General features: G+C 71.7%; 14 protein-coding genes and 1 tRNA gene. 6 read left to right on the top strand and 9 right to left on the bottom strand.

Translation table 11 applies throughout. From position 1 onward, the window contains the following. Nucleotides 1-32: 32 nt before the first annotated feature. Nucleotides 33-103: transfer RNA gene (locus ABZY20_RS24095), tRNA-Gly, on the bottom strand. Nucleotides 104-618: 515 nt separating this feature from the next. Between ABZY20_RS24095 and dcd the strand changes: the two genes are divergently transcribed. Further along, nucleotides 619-1,194, top strand: coding sequence for a dCTP deaminase (gene dcd / locus ABZY20_RS24090; protein ID WP_356443594.1), 576 nt, complete (start codon nt 619-621; stop codon nt 1,192-1,194). 23 nt (nt 1,195-1,217) lie between these two features. Beyond that, a complete protein-coding gene (locus ABZY20_RS24085; protein WP_356443593.1) occupies nt 1,218-1,733 on the top strand; it encodes a phosphoribosyltransferase in 516 nt (171 codons plus the stop codon). 87 nt (nt 1,734-1,820) lie between these two features. On the opposite strand, the gene ABZY20_RS24080 is transcribed toward ABZY20_RS24085, so the two are convergent. The 7 genes from ABZY20_RS24080 to ABZY20_RS24050 form a co-directional block, all read right to left on the bottom strand. Beyond that, entirely contained in the window at nt 1,821-2,831 is a 1,011-nt protein-coding gene (locus ABZY20_RS24080) for a YIP1 family protein (RefSeq protein WP_356443592.1), read from the bottom strand. Nucleotides 2,832-2,914: 83 nt separating this feature from the next. Continuing rightward, complete coding sequence (locus tag ABZY20_RS24075; protein WP_356443591.1) at nt 2,915-4,333, bottom strand: FG-GAP and VCBS repeat-containing protein; 1,419 nt, start codon at nt 4,331-4,333, stop codon at nt 2,915-2,917. A gap of 82 nt (nt 4,334-4,415) precedes the next feature. Then, nucleotides 4,416-5,831 (bottom strand): FG-GAP-like repeat-containing protein, encoded by a 1,416-nt coding sequence (locus ABZY20_RS24070; protein WP_356443590.1) that lies wholly within the window; start codon nt 5,829-5,831, stop codon nt 4,416-4,418. Between the two features lie 35 nt (nt 5,832-5,866). Then, the gene (locus ABZY20_RS24065; protein WP_356443589.1) at nt 5,867-7,273 is read right to left on the bottom strand and encodes an FG-GAP-like repeat-containing protein; all 1,407 of its coding nucleotides are present in this window, start codon (nt 7,271-7,273) and stop codon (nt 5,867-5,869) included. Between the two features lie 63 nt (nt 7,274-7,336). Next, entirely contained in the window at nt 7,337-7,711 is a 375-nt protein-coding gene (locus tag ABZY20_RS24060; RefSeq protein WP_356443588.1) for a hypothetical protein, read from the bottom strand. Between the two features lie 244 nt (nt 7,712-7,955). Further along, the gene (locus ABZY20_RS24055; protein WP_356443587.1) at nt 7,956-8,519 is read right to left on the bottom strand and encodes a dihydrofolate reductase family protein; all 564 of its coding nucleotides are present in this window, start codon (nt 8,517-8,519) and stop codon (nt 7,956-7,958) included. Nucleotides 8,520-8,685: 166 nt separating this feature from the next. Beyond that, nucleotides 8,686-9,024, bottom strand: coding sequence for a DUF6233 domain-containing protein (locus ABZY20_RS24050; protein ID WP_356443586.1), 339 nt, complete (start codon nt 9,022-9,024; stop codon nt 8,686-8,688). A gap of 45 nt (nt 9,025-9,069) precedes the next feature. On the opposite strand from ABZY20_RS24050, the gene ABZY20_RS24045 reads away from it, so the two are divergent. Next, a complete protein-coding gene (locus ABZY20_RS24045; RefSeq protein ID WP_356443585.1) occupies nt 9,070-9,291 on the top strand; it encodes a MarR family transcriptional regulator in 222 nt (73 codons plus the stop codon). 190 nt (nt 9,292-9,481) lie between these two features. On the opposite strand, the gene ABZY20_RS24040 is transcribed toward ABZY20_RS24045, so the two are convergent. Continuing rightward, the gene (locus ABZY20_RS24040; RefSeq protein ID WP_356443584.1) at nt 9,482-11,791 is read right to left on the bottom strand and encodes a (Fe-S)-binding protein; all 2,310 of its coding nucleotides are present in this window, start codon (nt 11,789-11,791) and stop codon (nt 9,482-9,484) included. A gap of 241 nt (nt 11,792-12,032) precedes the next feature. Here ABZY20_RS24040 and ABZY20_RS24035 point away from each other — a divergent pair, with 241 nt between their 5' ends. From ABZY20_RS24035 to grpE, 3 genes are all read left to right on the top strand, one after another. Next, nucleotides 12,033-13,043 (top strand): MraY family glycosyltransferase, encoded by a 1,011-nt coding sequence (locus ABZY20_RS24035; protein WP_356443583.1) that lies wholly within the window; start codon nt 12,033-12,035, stop codon nt 13,041-13,043. A 94-nt stretch (nt 13,044-13,137) separates the two neighbouring features. Then, complete coding sequence (gene dnaK / locus ABZY20_RS24030; RefSeq protein WP_356443582.1) at nt 13,138-14,994, top strand: molecular chaperone DnaK; 1,857 nt, start codon at nt 13,138-13,140, stop codon at nt 14,992-14,994. Then, entirely contained in the window at nt 14,991-15,647 is a 657-nt protein-coding gene (grpE, locus tag ABZY20_RS24025) for a nucleotide exchange factor GrpE (RefSeq protein ID WP_356443581.1), read from the top strand. Before dnaK ends, grpE begins: the two co-directional genes overlap by 4 nt. Nucleotides 15,648-15,649 lie beyond the last annotated feature (2 nt).

Genomic DNA, 15,649 nt, shown 5'->3' with positions numbered 1-15,649 from the left:
GCCCCAGGCCGCTGACCTGGGGCTTCGAGAAGAGCGGGTGACGAGAATCGAACTCGCGCTCTCAGCTTGGGAAGCTGATGTTCTACCATTAAACTACACCCGCGTAAGACGCCGACCGAGTCGGTGTCCGAATGCTCGCCCACTCTACCTCATGCCAGGCTCCCGGTGTTCGCACCGAGGGGCCTGACGGTGTTTCAGGACTGGGATGCGGCTGCGGGGGAACAGAGTTGGGGCGTACGGTGGGGGCGTCGCGGAGGGTCCTGGCGGGTCCGGCATGCCGCCTGGAGGGCCGTCCCTTTGATCCCGTACTGTGGCTTTTGTCGTCAGGCAAGCAGCAGCCGGACGCGCCTCTTGGGGAAGGGACTCTTGGACTTGATGGAGCGCACCGTCGTCCGTTGTGCCGATGGGCACGTGTTCAGTACCGCTTCGTTCCCGATGCAGCAGGCCGAGCGGCTCGGCCCCGGGCGGCTGCTTCGGTGTCCGCGTTGTGCGCGGCTCCGGAGCGTGGTGCCCGTGAGCTACCAGAAGCGGTAGCGGACAGAGCGGCGAGAGCACACACGCAGGCGCGTGGAGTCGTCCGGTTGCGGGCGCTCCGCGCGCCTTGCGTATCCTCGGGGCGTGCTTCTCTCAGACAAAGACATCCGGGCCGAGATCGACGCCGGGCGGGTGCGGATCGATCCCTACGACGACGCCATGGTGCAGCCGTCGAGCATCGACGTGCGCCTCGACCGCTACTTCCGGGTGTTCGAGAATCACCGCTACCCCCACATCGACCCCGCCGTCGAGCAGTCAGATCTGACCCGGCTGGTCGAGCCGGAGGGGGACGAGCCGTTCATCCTGCACCCCGGGGAGTTCGTCCTCGCCAGCACCTACGAGGTCATCACCCTGCCCGACGATCTCGCCTCCCGGCTGGAGGGCAAGAGCTCGCTGGGGCGGCTGGGGCTCGTGACGCACTCCACCGCCGGGTTCATCGACCCCGGCTTCAGCGGGCACGTCACCCTGGAGCTGTCCAACCTCGCCACGCTGCCCATCAAACTCTGGCCTGGCATGAAGATCGGGCAGCTGTGCATGTTCCGGCTCAGCTCGCCCGCCGACTTCCCTTACGGCAGCGAGCGGTACGGGTCGCGGTACCAGGGCCAGCGGGGGCCGACCGCCTCCCGGTCCTTCCTCAACTTCCACCGGACCCAGGTGTGAGCGGCACGGACGGCGGCGCGGACATGAGTGGCATAGAGAACGTGAGCGGTGTGCGGGAGAACCTGTCCTACGAGGCCTTCGGGGTCGCCGTGCGCGAGCTCGCGCAGACGATCGCCGACGACGGCTACGAGCCCGACATCGTGCTCAGCATCGCCCGCGGCGGTGTCTTCGTGGCCGGCGGGCTCGCGTACGCGCTCGACTGCAAGAACATCCACCTGGTGAACGTGGAGTTCTACACGGGCGTGGGGACCACGCTGGAGATGCCCGTCATGCTCGCCCCGGTCCCCAACGCGATCGACTTCTCCGACAAGAAGGTGCTGATCACCGACGACGTCGCCGACACCGGCAAGACGCTCAAGCTGGTGCGCGACTTCTGCCTCGACGCCGTCGCCGAGGTGCGCAGCGCCGTCGTCTACGAGAAGTCCCACTCGCTGGTGAAGTGCGAGTACGTGTGGAAGCGGACCGATGAGTGGATCAACTTCCCGTGGTCCGTTCAGCCGCCGGTGGTGCGGCGCGCCGGGCAGGTTCTCGACGCCTGAGACGGATCAGCGGATACGGAAAAGGGGGCTCCCCGCGGGGAGCCCCCTTTTCCGTGTGTGCCGTGTGTGCCGTGTGTGCCGTGCCGCTCAGACCGTGCCCAGCTTCACGATCGACAGCAGCGCGATCAGCTGGATCGCCGAGGCGCCCAGCGCCTTCGGCCAGGGCAGGTCGTGGGAGCGGCTGACCATCAGGGTGAGCAGCGCGCCGCCCGCGACCCAGGTCGCCCAGCCCAGGATCTGCACGAACGTCGCGTCGCCGCCGGCGAACATGGCGAAGATCAGGCGGGGCGCGTCCGTGAGGGACATGATCAGCATGGACAGGCCGACCGTGGGCTGCCAGGCGCCGTCGCCGCCGAGCTGGCGGGCCAGCGTGTGGGTGACCACACCCAGGATGAACGCGCTCAGCACCATCGCCACGGCCGTCGTCAGGACGATCGGCACGGCGTTGGACAGCGTGGCGTTGATCGCGTCCTCGCGGGCGCCGTCGAAGCCGAAGACGGCGAGCAGGCCGTAGAGGAACGTGACGATCAGGGCCGGGCCCCACATCGTGTAGTCCCGCATCTGCAGGAACGTCTGGCCCGGGGAGAGGACGATCCCCTTCAGCAGGGCCTTCCAGGGCAGGCGGGGGCCGACCGGGCCGGGCGGCGGGGCGGCCGAGCCGGCGCGGTAGGTGTCGCCCTGGCTGTAGGGGTCCTCGCCGACGGAGAAGGCCTGGGTGTGGCCCGGGTTGTTCGCCGCGTACGGGTCGTGCGGGCCCTGGGGGCCGGGTGGGTACGCGCCGTCGCCGAAGTACTCCGGCTCTCCCTGGTCGCCGTAGCCGCGGCCGTGCCCGGCGTTCGGCTGCGGCCAGGAGGGGCCGCCGCCGCTGCCGTACGGCTGCTGCTGCGGGTACGGCTGCGGCGCCTGCGGGTAGCCGTACGACGGCCCCTGCGGCGTCTGCTGCCCGTACGGGGGGTGTTGCGGTCGCGTCTGAGGAGCGCCGTTGTCACGGCCGCGTCCGATCCTGAATCCAGCCACGCCTTCGAACGTACCTGGTCCCGAGCGGTGGTGTGCCGGGCCCGGGCTCGCGGGCCCGGCTTTGCGGCCGAGCTGTGACATCCCTTAAGGGGCACGGGCCTTGGGGATTCATGTGCCGTAGGGGTTGGGCCGTACGGGGGATGCCCGCCCGGTCCCGCGGGCCGTCAGAGCATGTCCTGCCCCAGCCTCAGGTAGCCGGTCGTCGACATGCCGAGCGAGCCGGGTCCGAAGCTGACCGCCTTGGTCGTGGTGATGCCCGAGGCCGTGCCGCGCAGGCTGTGGACGGCGCCGGAGGGGTGGTTCTCACCGTCGGAGCCGATCGACAGGTCCGCCTTGCCGTCGCCGGTGAGGTCGGACAGGCGCACCGAGGCGCCGAAGCGGTCGGCGGACTCGGCGGTGCCGGGCACACCGGCCGTGTTCTGGGTGAAGGACCGGGCGCCGGTGCCGGTCAGGCCGGCGGCGGAGCCGCGCAGCACGGTGACGCTGCCGGCGATCTTCGCGGTGCCGACGGTCTCGTGGAGGGTGCCGACGGCCAGGTCGCCGTAGCCGTCGCCGTCGATGTCGGCGATGGAGAGGTCGTTGCCGAACCAGTCGCCCTCCTCGTCCGCGCCCGGGACCCCGGCCGTGTCCTGGTCGATCGTCGTCCGGGGGTGGGTGCGCACGCCGTCGGCGCTGCCGGGCCAGGCGCTGACCGAGCCGCCGAGGCTTCTGCCGTCGCCGCCGTACGCCGCCGTGACGACGTCGTCGTAGCCGTCGCCGTCGAGGTCGCCGACCGCGGTGACCTCCCAGCCGCCGCTGCGGAGGAACGTCTGCGGGGTGAGGCCGGTCGCGGAGCCGAGGTAGACGAAGCTGCCGTCCTCGTACGTCGCCGCCTCGCTGCCGGTGACCACCAGGTCGTCGGTGCCGTCGCCGTCGAGGTCGCCGGCGGCGAGGTGCTGGGCGCCGTGGATGCCGCTGCCGGTCTGCAGGCCGGTGGCGAGTTCCTGGCGGGAGGTGGAGCCGGAGGTCTTGGTGAAGCTCCGGTGGATCCAGACGTCGCTGCCGGTGCTGCCGACGGCGAGGTCGGGGCGGGCGTCCCCGTCGAAGTCGGCGACGGCGAGGGACATGCCGTACTCGTCGTGGGCCGGGACGGCCGGGTCGGTCACGCCCTTGCCGCCGGACAGGCCGTTCTTTCCGCCCCAGACGACGGTGACGGATCCGCCGTCGGCGTCGGAGCCGACGTCCTCGCCGACGCTGCCGATCACCAGGTCGGCGTACCCGTCGGCGTTCAGGTCGCCGGAGGCGAGGGCCTTGCCGAAGCGGTCGCCCTCCTCGGCGGTGCCGGGGATGCCGGCCGTGTCCTGGGTGAGGACGGTGCGGCGGGCGGCGCTGATGCCGCTCGCGGAGCCGTAGGTGACGACGACGGCGCCCGCGTCGGCCCTGCCGCCGACGGGGGTGTAGGGCGCGGCGGTGGCGAGGTCGCGGTAGCCGTCGCCGTTGAAGTCGTCGGCGTACCGGGCCGGGGCGGCGGTGGCCGTCGCGGGCAGGGTGGCGAGCAGGCCGGTGGTGAGGGCCGTGGCCAGGAGCAGGGTGCGTGTGCGCATCGGTGGGTCCCCGTGGTCGTGAGCGGTCGTGGTTGGCCGTGACCGGTGGTGGCCGGTCACGGCCGGTCGTGGTCGGTCGTGGTCAGGAGTTGAGGGCGGTGCCGTAGGCCGGGGTGCCGGACGTCGAGACGCCCGTGGTGCCCGGGCCGAAGCTGGTCGAGCCGGTGGTGGTCAGGCCGGTGGACGTGCCGCGCAGGGACCAGACCGCGCCGTCGCCGGCGTTCTCGCCGGGGGCGGAGACGGACAGGTCGGCGCGGCGGTCGCCGGTGTGGTCGGTGAGCGTGACGCGCTCGCCGAACCGGTCGCCGCTCTCCGAGGTGCCGGGCACGCCCGAGGTGTTCTGGGTGTACGACACGGCGCCCTTGGTGGTCAGACCGGACGCCGAGCCGTACAGGACGGTGACAGCGCCGGCGGAGCCGTTCTCGCCCGCGGTGCCGACGACCAGGTCGGCGCGGCCGTCGCCGTTGACGTCGCCGAGCGCGACGTCGCTGCCGAAGCGGTCGCCCTTCTCGGACGCGCCGGGCACCCCGGCGGTGTCCTGGGTGAGGACGAGGGGCGCGCGGTCGGTGGCCTTGCCCCCGGGGCCGCCGTAGACGACGGTGACCTTGCCGCCGAGGGCGCCGCCCGGGTCGGCGGAGGTCTCCCGGTCGTTGCCCACGGCGATGTCGGCGTGGCCGTCGCCGTCGATGTCGCCCACGGCGGAGACGAACCCGCCGGGCAGGTCCTGCAGCCAGTCGTTGTAGTTGCCGATCTCCAGGTCGGCCAGGCCGGTGGCGGCGGCGCCGTCGTGCGCGGTACGGCCGTGCAGGACCGCGCGGGGATGGCCGTCGCCGGCGACGTCGCCGGAGGAGACGTGGGCGGTGCCGTACGACGTGGACCACCAGCTGTTGCGGGCCCCCGAGGCGCCGTTCGGCGAACTGGTCCTGGTGACCGGGCCGTTGACGAGGGTGAGGGTGATCGGGCCGGTGGAGCCGGCCAGCACGTCGAGGTCGCCGTCGGCGTCGAAGTCGCCGGCGGCGAGGGTCTGGCCGTAGCGGTCGTAGTCGGTGTCGAAGGGGCTGTAGAGCGAGCGGCCGCCGCTCAGGCCGGTGCCGGAGCCCCAGACGATGGTGACGGTGCCGTTGTTGGTGTCGTAGGAGTCCTCGCCGGGCACGCCGACCAGCAGGTCGGCGTAGCCGTCGGTGTTCAGGTCGGCGGAGGCCAGCGCGGAGCCGAAGGCGTCGCCGGCCTCGGCGGTGCCGGGGACGCCGGCCGTGTTCTGGGTGAGGAGCGTGCGTGTGGAGGTCTTCGGTCCGCTCGTGCTGCCGTAGACGACGGACACCGCGCCCGCCTTCACCTGCCCGGAGACCGTCGCGCCGGGCGCGCCGATCGCGAGGTCGGTGCGGCCGTCGCCGTTGAAGTCCCAGGGCGCGGCGGCGGGGGCGGCGTGGGCGGAGACGGTGAGGGTGAGCGGGGTCAGGGCCGCGGCGAGCAGGACGGCGGTGATGCGGGTCCGCATGGGGGTGAGTGCCTCGCTGGGGAGTCGTCGGGGTGTCACTGGGCGATGGCCCAGGCGAAGTCGGCGCCGCCCTTGAGGGAGACGTCGCGGGCGGAGACGAACTTGGCGCCGGAGGTGGTGAGGCCGGTCGAGGTGCCGCGCAGGACGGTGACGGCGCCGTAGCCGTTCTCGTAGCCGGCGCCGGTGACCAGGTCGGCCTTGCCGTTCTTGTCGAGGTCGGCCAGGCGCACGGTCATGCCGAAGGCGTCCATCGTCTCGCTGCTGCCGGGGACGCCGGCGGTGTCCTGCGTGTAGGACTTGGCGTTCTTGCCGCTGAGCCCGGAGGCCGAGCCGAACAGGAGGGTGACCGAGCCGGCGTCCTGCACGGAGCCGAGGTCCTCGCCCCAGGCGCCGACGGCGATGTCGGTGTAGCCGTCGCCGTTGACGTCGCCGGCGCTGAGCGCCGAGCCGAACACGTCGTCGGTCTCGCCGGCGCCGGGCACGCCCTCGGTGTCCTGGTGGATGACGGTGGGCTGCTGCGCCGGGTCGGGGCCGTTCGGGCCGCCGTACCAGACGGTGATCTGGCCGCCCTTGTGGCCGCCGGGCTTCTCGGCGCGCGGGTCCTGGTAGTCGCCGAGGACCAGGTCGCCGTAGCGGTCGCCGTTGACGTCGGCGACGATGCCCTCCTCGCCGTCGGCCTGGGGCATGTCGGTGGCGGCGTACTTGGTGCCGGTCCAGCCGTGGTAGCTGATCTCGCCGCCCTCGTCGCCGGTGACCAGGAAGGGGTAGACGCGCTCGGCGTCGCCGTCCCCGTTCACGTCGCCCGCGAACACCTCGTACGTCGAGCCGAACAGGCCGAGGCTGGTGTGACTGGCGGGGCCGCCGGTCCGGGTGAAGGGGCCCTTGTAGAGGCGGGTGCGGGACTGGCCGGTGAGGGTCACGTCCTGGGCGCCGTCGCCGTCGAAGTCGCCGGTCGCGATCCCGGAGGAGAAGCCGCCCCACTCGGACAGGTCGGACGGCTGGGGCAGCCCTTTGCCGCCGGACAGGCCGGACGGGCCGCCCCAGACGACGGTGGCCGAGCCGACGCCGTCCCGGTCGCCGATGGCCTCGTGCGGCGCGCCGACGACCAGGTCGGAGTAGCCGTCGCGGTCGAGGTCGGCGGCGGCGAGGCTGCTGCCGAAGCGGTCGCCGTACTCGGCGGCGCCCGGGACGCCGGGGGAGTTCTGCGTGATCACGGTCCTGCGGGTCGCCGAGACCCCCGTCGACGAGCCGTACAGCACGACGACGGCACCGGCGCTCTGCACCGAGCCGACGTCGGCGCTCATGGCGCCGATGGCGACGTCCCGGTACCCGTCGCCGTTGAAGTCGCCCGCGAGGCCGGAGGGGGCGGCGGTGGCGGGGGCGGTGATGCCGAGGAGGCCGGTGGTGAGGGTGGCGGCCAGGAGGAGGGTGCGCTTGCGCAAGGAGGGACTCCGGGTGGGAAGGGACCGGGCCGGCTGGGGCGGCCCCGGGGGAGGCGGGGTGGTTCAGGTGGCGGGAGTGCCGGGGGGCGGGCTGGGGGACGCGCCGGGGGGTGCGGGGAGGGTCGCACCAGGGGTTGCGCCGGTGGCGGTGGCGGTGGCGGTGGCCGGGGCGGAGGCCGGGGCGGTGAGGAGCGTGCCGGTGGACGGCGGGTGGGGGACCGTGCCGTCGCCGTTCGCGCAGGAGCCGGCCCGCGGGGCGTACGCCGGGTCATGCGGGGCGTACGCCGGGGCTGCGGCCATGACCGTGGCCGTGGCCGTACCGGCCGTCGCTGTGCCGGACGTTCCCGTCCCGGCCGACGCCGGGGCGGGCCGCGGGCGGGGGCGCCGGGGCGGGGCGGCGGCGTGCGGGCGCCCGGGCGGGCGCTCGTGCTGGGGCATGCGGGGGGCTCCTGCTGCATGCGGGGATGCCTGGCGGACATCCACAGTCGGTGGAGGGCCGGACCGTCCGTGTTCGCCGCGAGTTGTCCGGGCGTTCACGGGTGGTCGGCGATCAGGAGACCCCTGTGGGCACGTAAGGGTTGTACGTGAGTTCGCTTGTTCTCGGGGGCCGTTGGGGCCGTTGGGGCAGTTGGTGGCGGAGAGGGCGGGCGGACGGTGGTGCGGGCCGGGTGCCGCCGGGCCCTCAGCCGATCGGCGTGGGCCGGTACCGGACGTTCACCGCGGCCGTCCGTTCGCCCCCGTTGAGGAACTCCAGCCGGACGGGCGGGCCGCCGGGGTTGTGGAAGAGCCGGATCCCGTCGCCGAGCAGCACGGGCACGATGTGCAGGTCGATCTCGTCGATCAGCCCGCGGTCCAGGAGCTGCCGGCCGATGGTCGGCGAGAAGACCTCGACGTTCTTCCCGTCGGCCGCCTTCAGCGCGATCCGGACCGCTTCGGCGACGTCGCAGCTCAGGAACGTCACACCGGGGGTGGGGTGGGCGTCCCCCGGGTGGTGCGTGAGCACGAAGAGGGGGCCTTGCCAGGCGCCGCCGTAGATCGCGCCGGGGTCGGGGCAGGCGTCCCAGCCGGTCCGGCCGCCCAGCACGGCTCCGGTCGTCCCGGTGTACTCCTCGACGAGGCCGGGGCGGTGGGACGCGGCCGTCACCCAGTCCATCGTGTGGTTCGGCCCCGCCACGAAGCCGTCCAGGGACATGGAGAAGTGCCACAGCACTTTCCCGGCGGCGGTCTGCGGTGGCATGTCGTTCATGACCGGCCTCTTCTCTTGCTCGGGGCTGCTCACGGCCGCGCGCGGCGGACCCGGTGGCGCAGGCGCAGGACGCGGTCGCCCCGGATCGCCGTGTGCGAAGACATGGACCGCGCCGGTCCCCGGAACTCATCGCGGGACGCCCGCGCAGGCCGCGTCCCGTCCGCCCCTAGCCCTCCAGATAGCCCAGCGCGCTGTCCGGTCTGCACGCCCCGCAGGCCTTCACCCCGTCGGCCAGGGCCCGCAGCGCCTCGTCCCGGGTGACGCCCCGGGACCGCTTGCCCCTGTTCCAGCAGTCGCCCACGTGCACCTGCACGGGCGGGACGTCCCGGTTCAGCCCTTGTTCCAGCAGCCAGTCCGGTGCGGGGGGCCGGCGCTCCGCACCCCGCTGCTCCTCGGCCTGCCGCCGCTCGGCCCGCGCGATGGCCTGCCGCACCTCGGCGAGAAGCAGCGCGAGGTAGGTCTCCAGGGTGCGGAGACGGAGCAGGTCGGGCGGGAGGTCGGTCACGGTTCCAGCTTGCACCAATATTCGAACACGTGATCCCATCGAGAGGTGGCCAGGCATCGGGTCGAGTACCTCACGGAACGGCAGGAGCAGATCCTGCGCTGCATCCGCACGGCCATCGCCGACCGGGGCGAGGCACCGACCGTCGCGGAGATCGCGACGGCGGTGGGGCTGCGCCCGTCGTCGGTGCACTACCAGCTGCGCGAGCTGGAGACGAAGGGCAGCATCGCGCGCGAGCCTGGCAGGGCACGGGGGATCCGGCTGGTGTGAGACCGGGGCGCCCCGTTCGGGGCCGTCGGACCACTGCCCATGCGGGGGACGACGTCCGCCCCTCCCCGGAAGGGGACCCGAGGGCCGAGGAAGTCGGGATCCCCGACAGCCCACCCGACGCCGACGCCCCCCGCCCCGATGACTCGGGACAGGGGGCGTCGGAACGGTCGGAACGAACCGCGGAAGCCGCCTACTTCACCGGCTCCGGCTCCGGCGCGCTCTCCGAGTCCGCCGTGCCAGCCGGAGGCTCGTCGTCGCCCTCGTCCTCCGCCGGGACCGGCGTCTTCACCGAGTCCAGCAGGAGCTGGGCGACGTCGACCACCTGGATCGACTCCTTGGCCTTGCCGTCGTTCTTCTTGCCGTTGACCGAGTCGGTCAGCATGACCAGGCAGAACGGGCAGGCCGTCGAGACGATGTCGGGGTTGACCGACAGGGCCTCGTCCACGCGCTCGTTGTTGATGCGCTTGCCGATGCGCTCTTCCATCCACATCCGCGCGCCGCCCGCGCCGCAGCAGAAGCCCCGCTCCTTGTGGCGGTGCATCTCCTCGTTGCGGATGCCGGGGACGGCGGCGATGATCTCGCGCGGCGGCGTGTAGATCTTGTTGTGGCGGCCCAGGTAGCACGGGTCGTGGTACGTGATGATGCCCTCGACCGGCGTGACCGGGATCAGCTTGCCCTCGTCCACCAGGTGCTGCAGCAGCTGCGTGTGGTGGATGACCTCGTAGTCGCCGCCGAGCTGCGGGTACTCGTTGCCGAGCGTGTTGAGGCAGTGCGGGCAGGTGGCGACGATCTTCTTGGCCGACTTGGGCTTCGCCGACTCGGCGACGACCTTGCCCTCGTCGTCCATCTCCTCGCCGAACGCCATGTTCAGCGCCATGACGTTCTCCATGCCGAGCTCCTGGAACAAGGGCTCGTTGCCCAGGCGGCGGGCGGAGTCACCGGTGCACTTCTCGTCGCCGCCCATGATCGCGAACTTGACGCCCGCGATGTGCAGCAGCTCCGCGAAGGCCTTCGTGGTCTTCTTGGCGCGGTCCTCCAGGGCACCGGCGCAGCCGACCCAGTACAGGTACTCGACCTCGGACAGGTCCTCGATGTCCTTGCCGACGACCGGGACCTCGAAGTCGACCTCCTTGAGCCACTCCAGGCGCTGCTTCTTCGCCAGGCCCCAGGGGTTGCCCTTCTTCTCCAGGTTCTTGAGCATCGTGCCCGCCTCGGACGGGAACGCCGACTCGATCATCACCTGGTAGCGGCGCATGTCGACGATGTGGTCGACGTGCTCGATGTCCACCGGGCACTGCTCGACGCAGGCACCGCAGGTGGTGCAGGACCACAGGACGTCCGGGTCGATGACGCCGTTGTCCTCCAGCGTGCCGACCAGGGGACGCTCGGCCTCCGCGAGGGCGGCGGCGGGGACGCCGGCCAGCTGCTCCTCGGACGCCTTCTCCTCGCCCTCCATCGTCTTGCCGCCGCCGGCCAGCAGGTACGGCGCCTTGGCGTGCGCGTGGTCGCGCAGCGACATGATCAGCAGCTTGGGGGAGAGCGGCTTGCCCGTGTTCCAGGCGGGGCACTGCGACTGGCAGCGGCCGCACTCGGTGCACGTGGAGAAGTCCAGCAGGCCCTTCCAGGAGAACTGCTCGACCTGGGAGACACCGAAGACGTCGTCGTCGCCCGGGTCGGCGAAGTCGATCGGCTTGCCGCCGGACGTCATGGGCTGCAGGGCGCCCAGCGCGGTCTCACCGTCGGCCCGGCGCTTGAACCAGATGTTCGGGAACGCCAGGAAGCGGTGCCAGGCCACACCCATGTTGGTGTTCAGGCTGACCGTGATCATCCAGATCATGGTCGTGCCCAGCTTGATCATCGCGAAGAAGTAGACGAGGTTCTGCAGCGCCGCGACGCTCAGGCCCTCGAAGGCCAGGACCAGCGGGTACGAGGCGAAGTACGCGGCCTCGTAGTGGTCCACGTCGTGCAGCGCGCCCTCCAGGCCCCGCAGCACGTAGATCGCCAGGCCGATGGTGAGGATGACGTACTCGACGAAGTACGCCTGACCCATCTTCGAGCCGGCGAAGCGGGACTTGCGGCCCGGGCGCGACGGCAGGTTCAGCAGGCGGATCACCATCAGCGTGGCGATGCCGAGGGTCGTCATCGCCGCGATGAACTCGATGTAGAGCTCGTACGGGAGGAAGCCGCCGAGCACCGGCAGCACCCAGTCGGCCTGGAACAGCTGGCCGTACGCGGTGATGATCGTCGGCGGCAGCGTCAGGAAGCCGATCGCCACGAACCAGTGGGCGATGCCGACGATGCCCCACCGGTTCATGCGCGTGTGGCCGAGGAACTCCTTCACCAGGGTCACGCTGCGCTGGTAGGGGTTGTCGGTCCGGGTACCGGCGGGCACGGGCTGGCCCAGCTTGAAATACCGGACGAACTGGCCGATCGCGCGTGCGAGCAGCGCGACGCCGACCACGGTCAGTACCAGCGACACGATGATCGCGGCGAGTTGCATGGGGGCTCCTCGGGCCTGCGAGGGTTTCGTCGGGGTGACCTGTCGCGATGGAGGGTTCCCCGAAATTACTAAGCGGTAACTTATGCAGTCCGTCTGAGACTACCCCTATCTTCCGCCGCACTGTAGCCGGGTGGGCAGTGATCTGAATCGCTGAGGGTTGCCTCAGGGGTGCTGGGCGTCAGGTCGGGATCCCGTCGTGTTATTCGTACCGAATTGTCATAGTGGCGCCTAACTTATATCCGTGCTCTCCGGGATCATCGCCGCCGCCACCGCCCTCCTTCTCACCGCCCTGCTCGCGGCCGTCCTGCGCGTGCCCGCGCTGCGGCTGCGGCTGGTCGAGCGGCGGCGACTGAGGCAGGTGCCGCTGTCCGGGGGTGTGGCCGTGGTGGCCGTCACCGGGGCCGTCGCGGGATGGGCGGAGTGGCGTTCGGCCGGGAGCGGGGTCGGCGGACTGCTCGTCGCCGGCGGCGCGGTCGCCCTGCTCGGACTCGCCGCCGACGTGTGGCGGCTGCGGCGCCGGGTGCTGGCCGGTGGTACGGCCGTGGCGGGCGCGTGCGTCGTGCCGTACGAGGAGACGGGGGTGGGGACCGGGCTGCTCGCCGTCGCGTGGGTGGTGGGGATGACCCTCGCCTTCCGGGGCCTCGACCACATGGACGGGCTCGCGGGCGCGGCCGGGGTCGTCGCCGCCTTCGGGGTGGCGGCCTGCGCGGCGATCGAGGTGATGGACGGGATCGCGGGGCTGATGAGCGTGCTGGCCGCCGCCCTGACCGGGTTCCTGCTGCACAACTGGCATCCCGCACGCGTCGCCCTGGGCGGCTGCGGGTCCATGGCCGCCGGGTTCGTGATCGCCGCGGGCGCGGTGTGCACGCGGGCCGGGTCCGGCCTGGCGGAGAGCGCCGGGGTGCTGTTCGCGCTGACCGCCGTGGCGGGGGCCGACGCCCTGCTCGTCCTCGGCGCCCGGCGGCTGGCGGGGCGGTCCGTGCTGCGCGGCGGGCCCGACCACCTCGGGCACCGGCTGCGGCGGCTGGGGCTGACCGCGCCGGGGGCGACGCTGCTGCTGGCGACGGGGGCGTTCTCCGGCGCGCTCGTCGGGGTACTCGCGCATGCCGGCCGGGTCGGGGGCGGTGCCCTGTGGTGGGTGCCGGGGGCGGCTCTGGTCGTGGTGGTCGCCCTCGTTCGGGTTCCTGTGTACGTGCCTCGACACAGCGTATCGTCGCAGGTCAGCGGATCGTTGCGCGTAAGGAGCGGATAAGAGTTGAGCCTGCCCGACTCAGCTCTGTTGACCGGTCGGGAGCCGTCGTGCACACTTGAGTCCGTTCCACTCAAGTCAGCTGGAGGAATCAACCATGGCACGTGCGGTCGGCATCGACCTGGGCACGACTAACTCCGTCGTCAGCGTTCTGGAGGGCGGTGAGCCCACCGTCATCACCAACGCCGAGGGCGCCAGGACCACGCCGTCCGTCGTCGCCTTCGCCAAGAACGGCGAGGTGCTCGTCGGCGAGGTCGCCAAGCGGCAGGCGGTCACGAACGTGGACCGGACCATCAGGTCCGTGAAGCGCCACATGGGCACCGACTGGAAGATCGAGCTCGACGGCAAGCCCTTCAACCCGCAGCAGATCAGCGCCTTCGTGCTGCAGAAGCTGAAGCGGGACGCCGAGGCCTACCTGGGCGAGAAGGTGACCGACGCGGTCATCACCGTCCCGGCGTACTTCAACGACTCCGAGCGCCAGGCCACGAAGGAGGCCGGCGAGATCGCCGGCCTGAACGTGCTGCGCATCGTCAACGAGCCCACCGCGGCCGCGCTGGCGTACGGCCTCGACAAGGACGACCAGACCATCCTGGTCTTCGACCTCGGTGGCGGTACGTTCGACGTCTCGCTGCTGGAGATCGGCGACGGCGTCGTCGAGGTGAAGGCCACCAACGGTGACAACCACCTCGGTGGCGACGACTGGGACCAGCGCGTCGTCGACTACCTCGTCCAGCAGTTCCAGTCCGGCCACGGCGTGGACCTGGGCAAGGACAAGATGGCCCTGCAGCGTCTGCGCGAGGCCGCCGAGAAGGCGAAGATCGAGCTGTCCTCGTCCACCGAGACCTCGATCAACCTGCCCTACATCACCGCCTCCGCCGAGGGCCCCCTGCACCTCGACGAGAAGCTCACCCGCGCCCAGTTCCAGCAGCTGACCGCGGACCTGCTGGAGCGCTGCAAGACGCCGTTCCACAACGTCATCAAGGACGCCGGCATCTCCATCAGCGAGATCGACCACGTCGTCCTGGTCGGCGGCTCGACCCGCATGCCCGCCGTCGCCGAGCTCGTCAAGGAGCTGACCGGCGGCAAGGACGCCAACAAGGGCGTCAACCCGGACGAGGTCGTCGCCATCGGCGCCGCCCTGCAGGCCGGTGTCCTCAAGGGCGAGGTCAAGGACGTCCTGCTCCTCGACGTCACCCCGCTGTCCCTCGGCATCGAGACCAAGGGCGGCATCATGACCAAGCTCATCGAGCGGAACACGACGATCCCGACCAAGCGGTCCGAGATCTTCACCACGGCCGAGGACAACCAGCCGTCCGTGCAGATCCAGGTCTACCAGGGCGAGCGCGAGATCGCGGCGTACAACAAGAAGCTCGGGATGTTCGAGCTGACCGGTCTGCCCCCGGCGCCCCGCGGCGTCCCGCAGATCGAGGTGTCCTTCGACATCGACGCCAACGGCATCATGCACGTGACCGCGAAGGACCTGGGCACGGGCAAGGAGCAGAAGATGACCGTCACCGGCGGCTCCTCGCTGCCGAAGGACGAGGTCGACCGGATGCGCCAGGAGGCCGAGAAGTACGCGGAGGAGGACCACGCCCGCCGCGAGGCCGCCGAGTCCCGCAACCAGGGCGAGCAGCTCGTCTACCAGACCGAGAAGTTCCTCAAGGACAACGAGGACAAGGTCCCGGGCGAGATCAAGACCGAGGTCGAGCAGGCCGTCGCCGAGCTGAAGGAGAAGCTCAAGGGCGAGGACACCGCCGAGATCCGCACCGCCACGGAGAAGGTCGCGGCCGTCTCCCAGAAGCTCGGCCAGGCGATGTACGCCGACGCCCAGGGCGCCCAGGCCGCCGGCGGCCCCGGTGACGCGGGTGCCGGCGCCGGCGGTGCCAAGGCCGCGGACGACGACGTCGTTGACGCCGAGATCGTCGACGAGGACCGGAAGGACGGTGCCGCGTGACGGAGGAGACCCCGGGCTTCGACGAGCAGCAGCCCGACGTCCCTTCCGGCGCCACCTCCGACGACGCCGAGCCGAAGGCCGCCGCCTCCTCCCCCGAGGAGAAGGCGGCCCCGGCCGGGGACACGGGCCAGGACGCCGGTCTGGTGGCCCAGCTGGACCAGGTGCGCACCGCGCTCGGTGAGCGCACCGCGGACCTCCAGCGCCTCCAGGCCGAGTACCAGAACTACCGCCGCCGGGTCGAGCGCGACCGGATCGCGGTCAAGGAGATCGCCATCGCGAACCTCCTGACCGAGCTTTTGCCCGTGCTCGACGACATCGGCCGCGCGCGCGAACACGGCGAACTGGTCGGCGGCTTCAAGTCCGTCGCCGAGTCGCTGGAGAGCACCGCGGCGAAGATGGGCCTGCAGCAGTTCGGCAAGGAGGGCGAGCCCTTCGACCCGACGATCCACGAAGCCCTGATGCACAGCTACGCACCGGACGTCACCGAGACGACCTGCGTCGCGATCCTGCAGCCCGGGTACCGGATCGGCGAGCGCACCATCCGCCCCGCGCGGGTGGCGGTGGCCGAACCCCAGCCGGGGGCACAGACGGTCAAGACGGAGGAGTCCGCCGAGGCCGACGACAAGGAGAGCGGTGGCCCGGACGAGGGCTGACG

This window comes from Streptomyces sp. NPDC006624, from assembly GCF_040611555.1.
Classification (GTDB): domain Bacteria; phylum Actinomycetota; class Actinomycetes; order Streptomycetales; family Streptomycetaceae; genus Streptomyces.
This window is presented reverse-complemented; position numbering and strand designations above follow the sequence as displayed.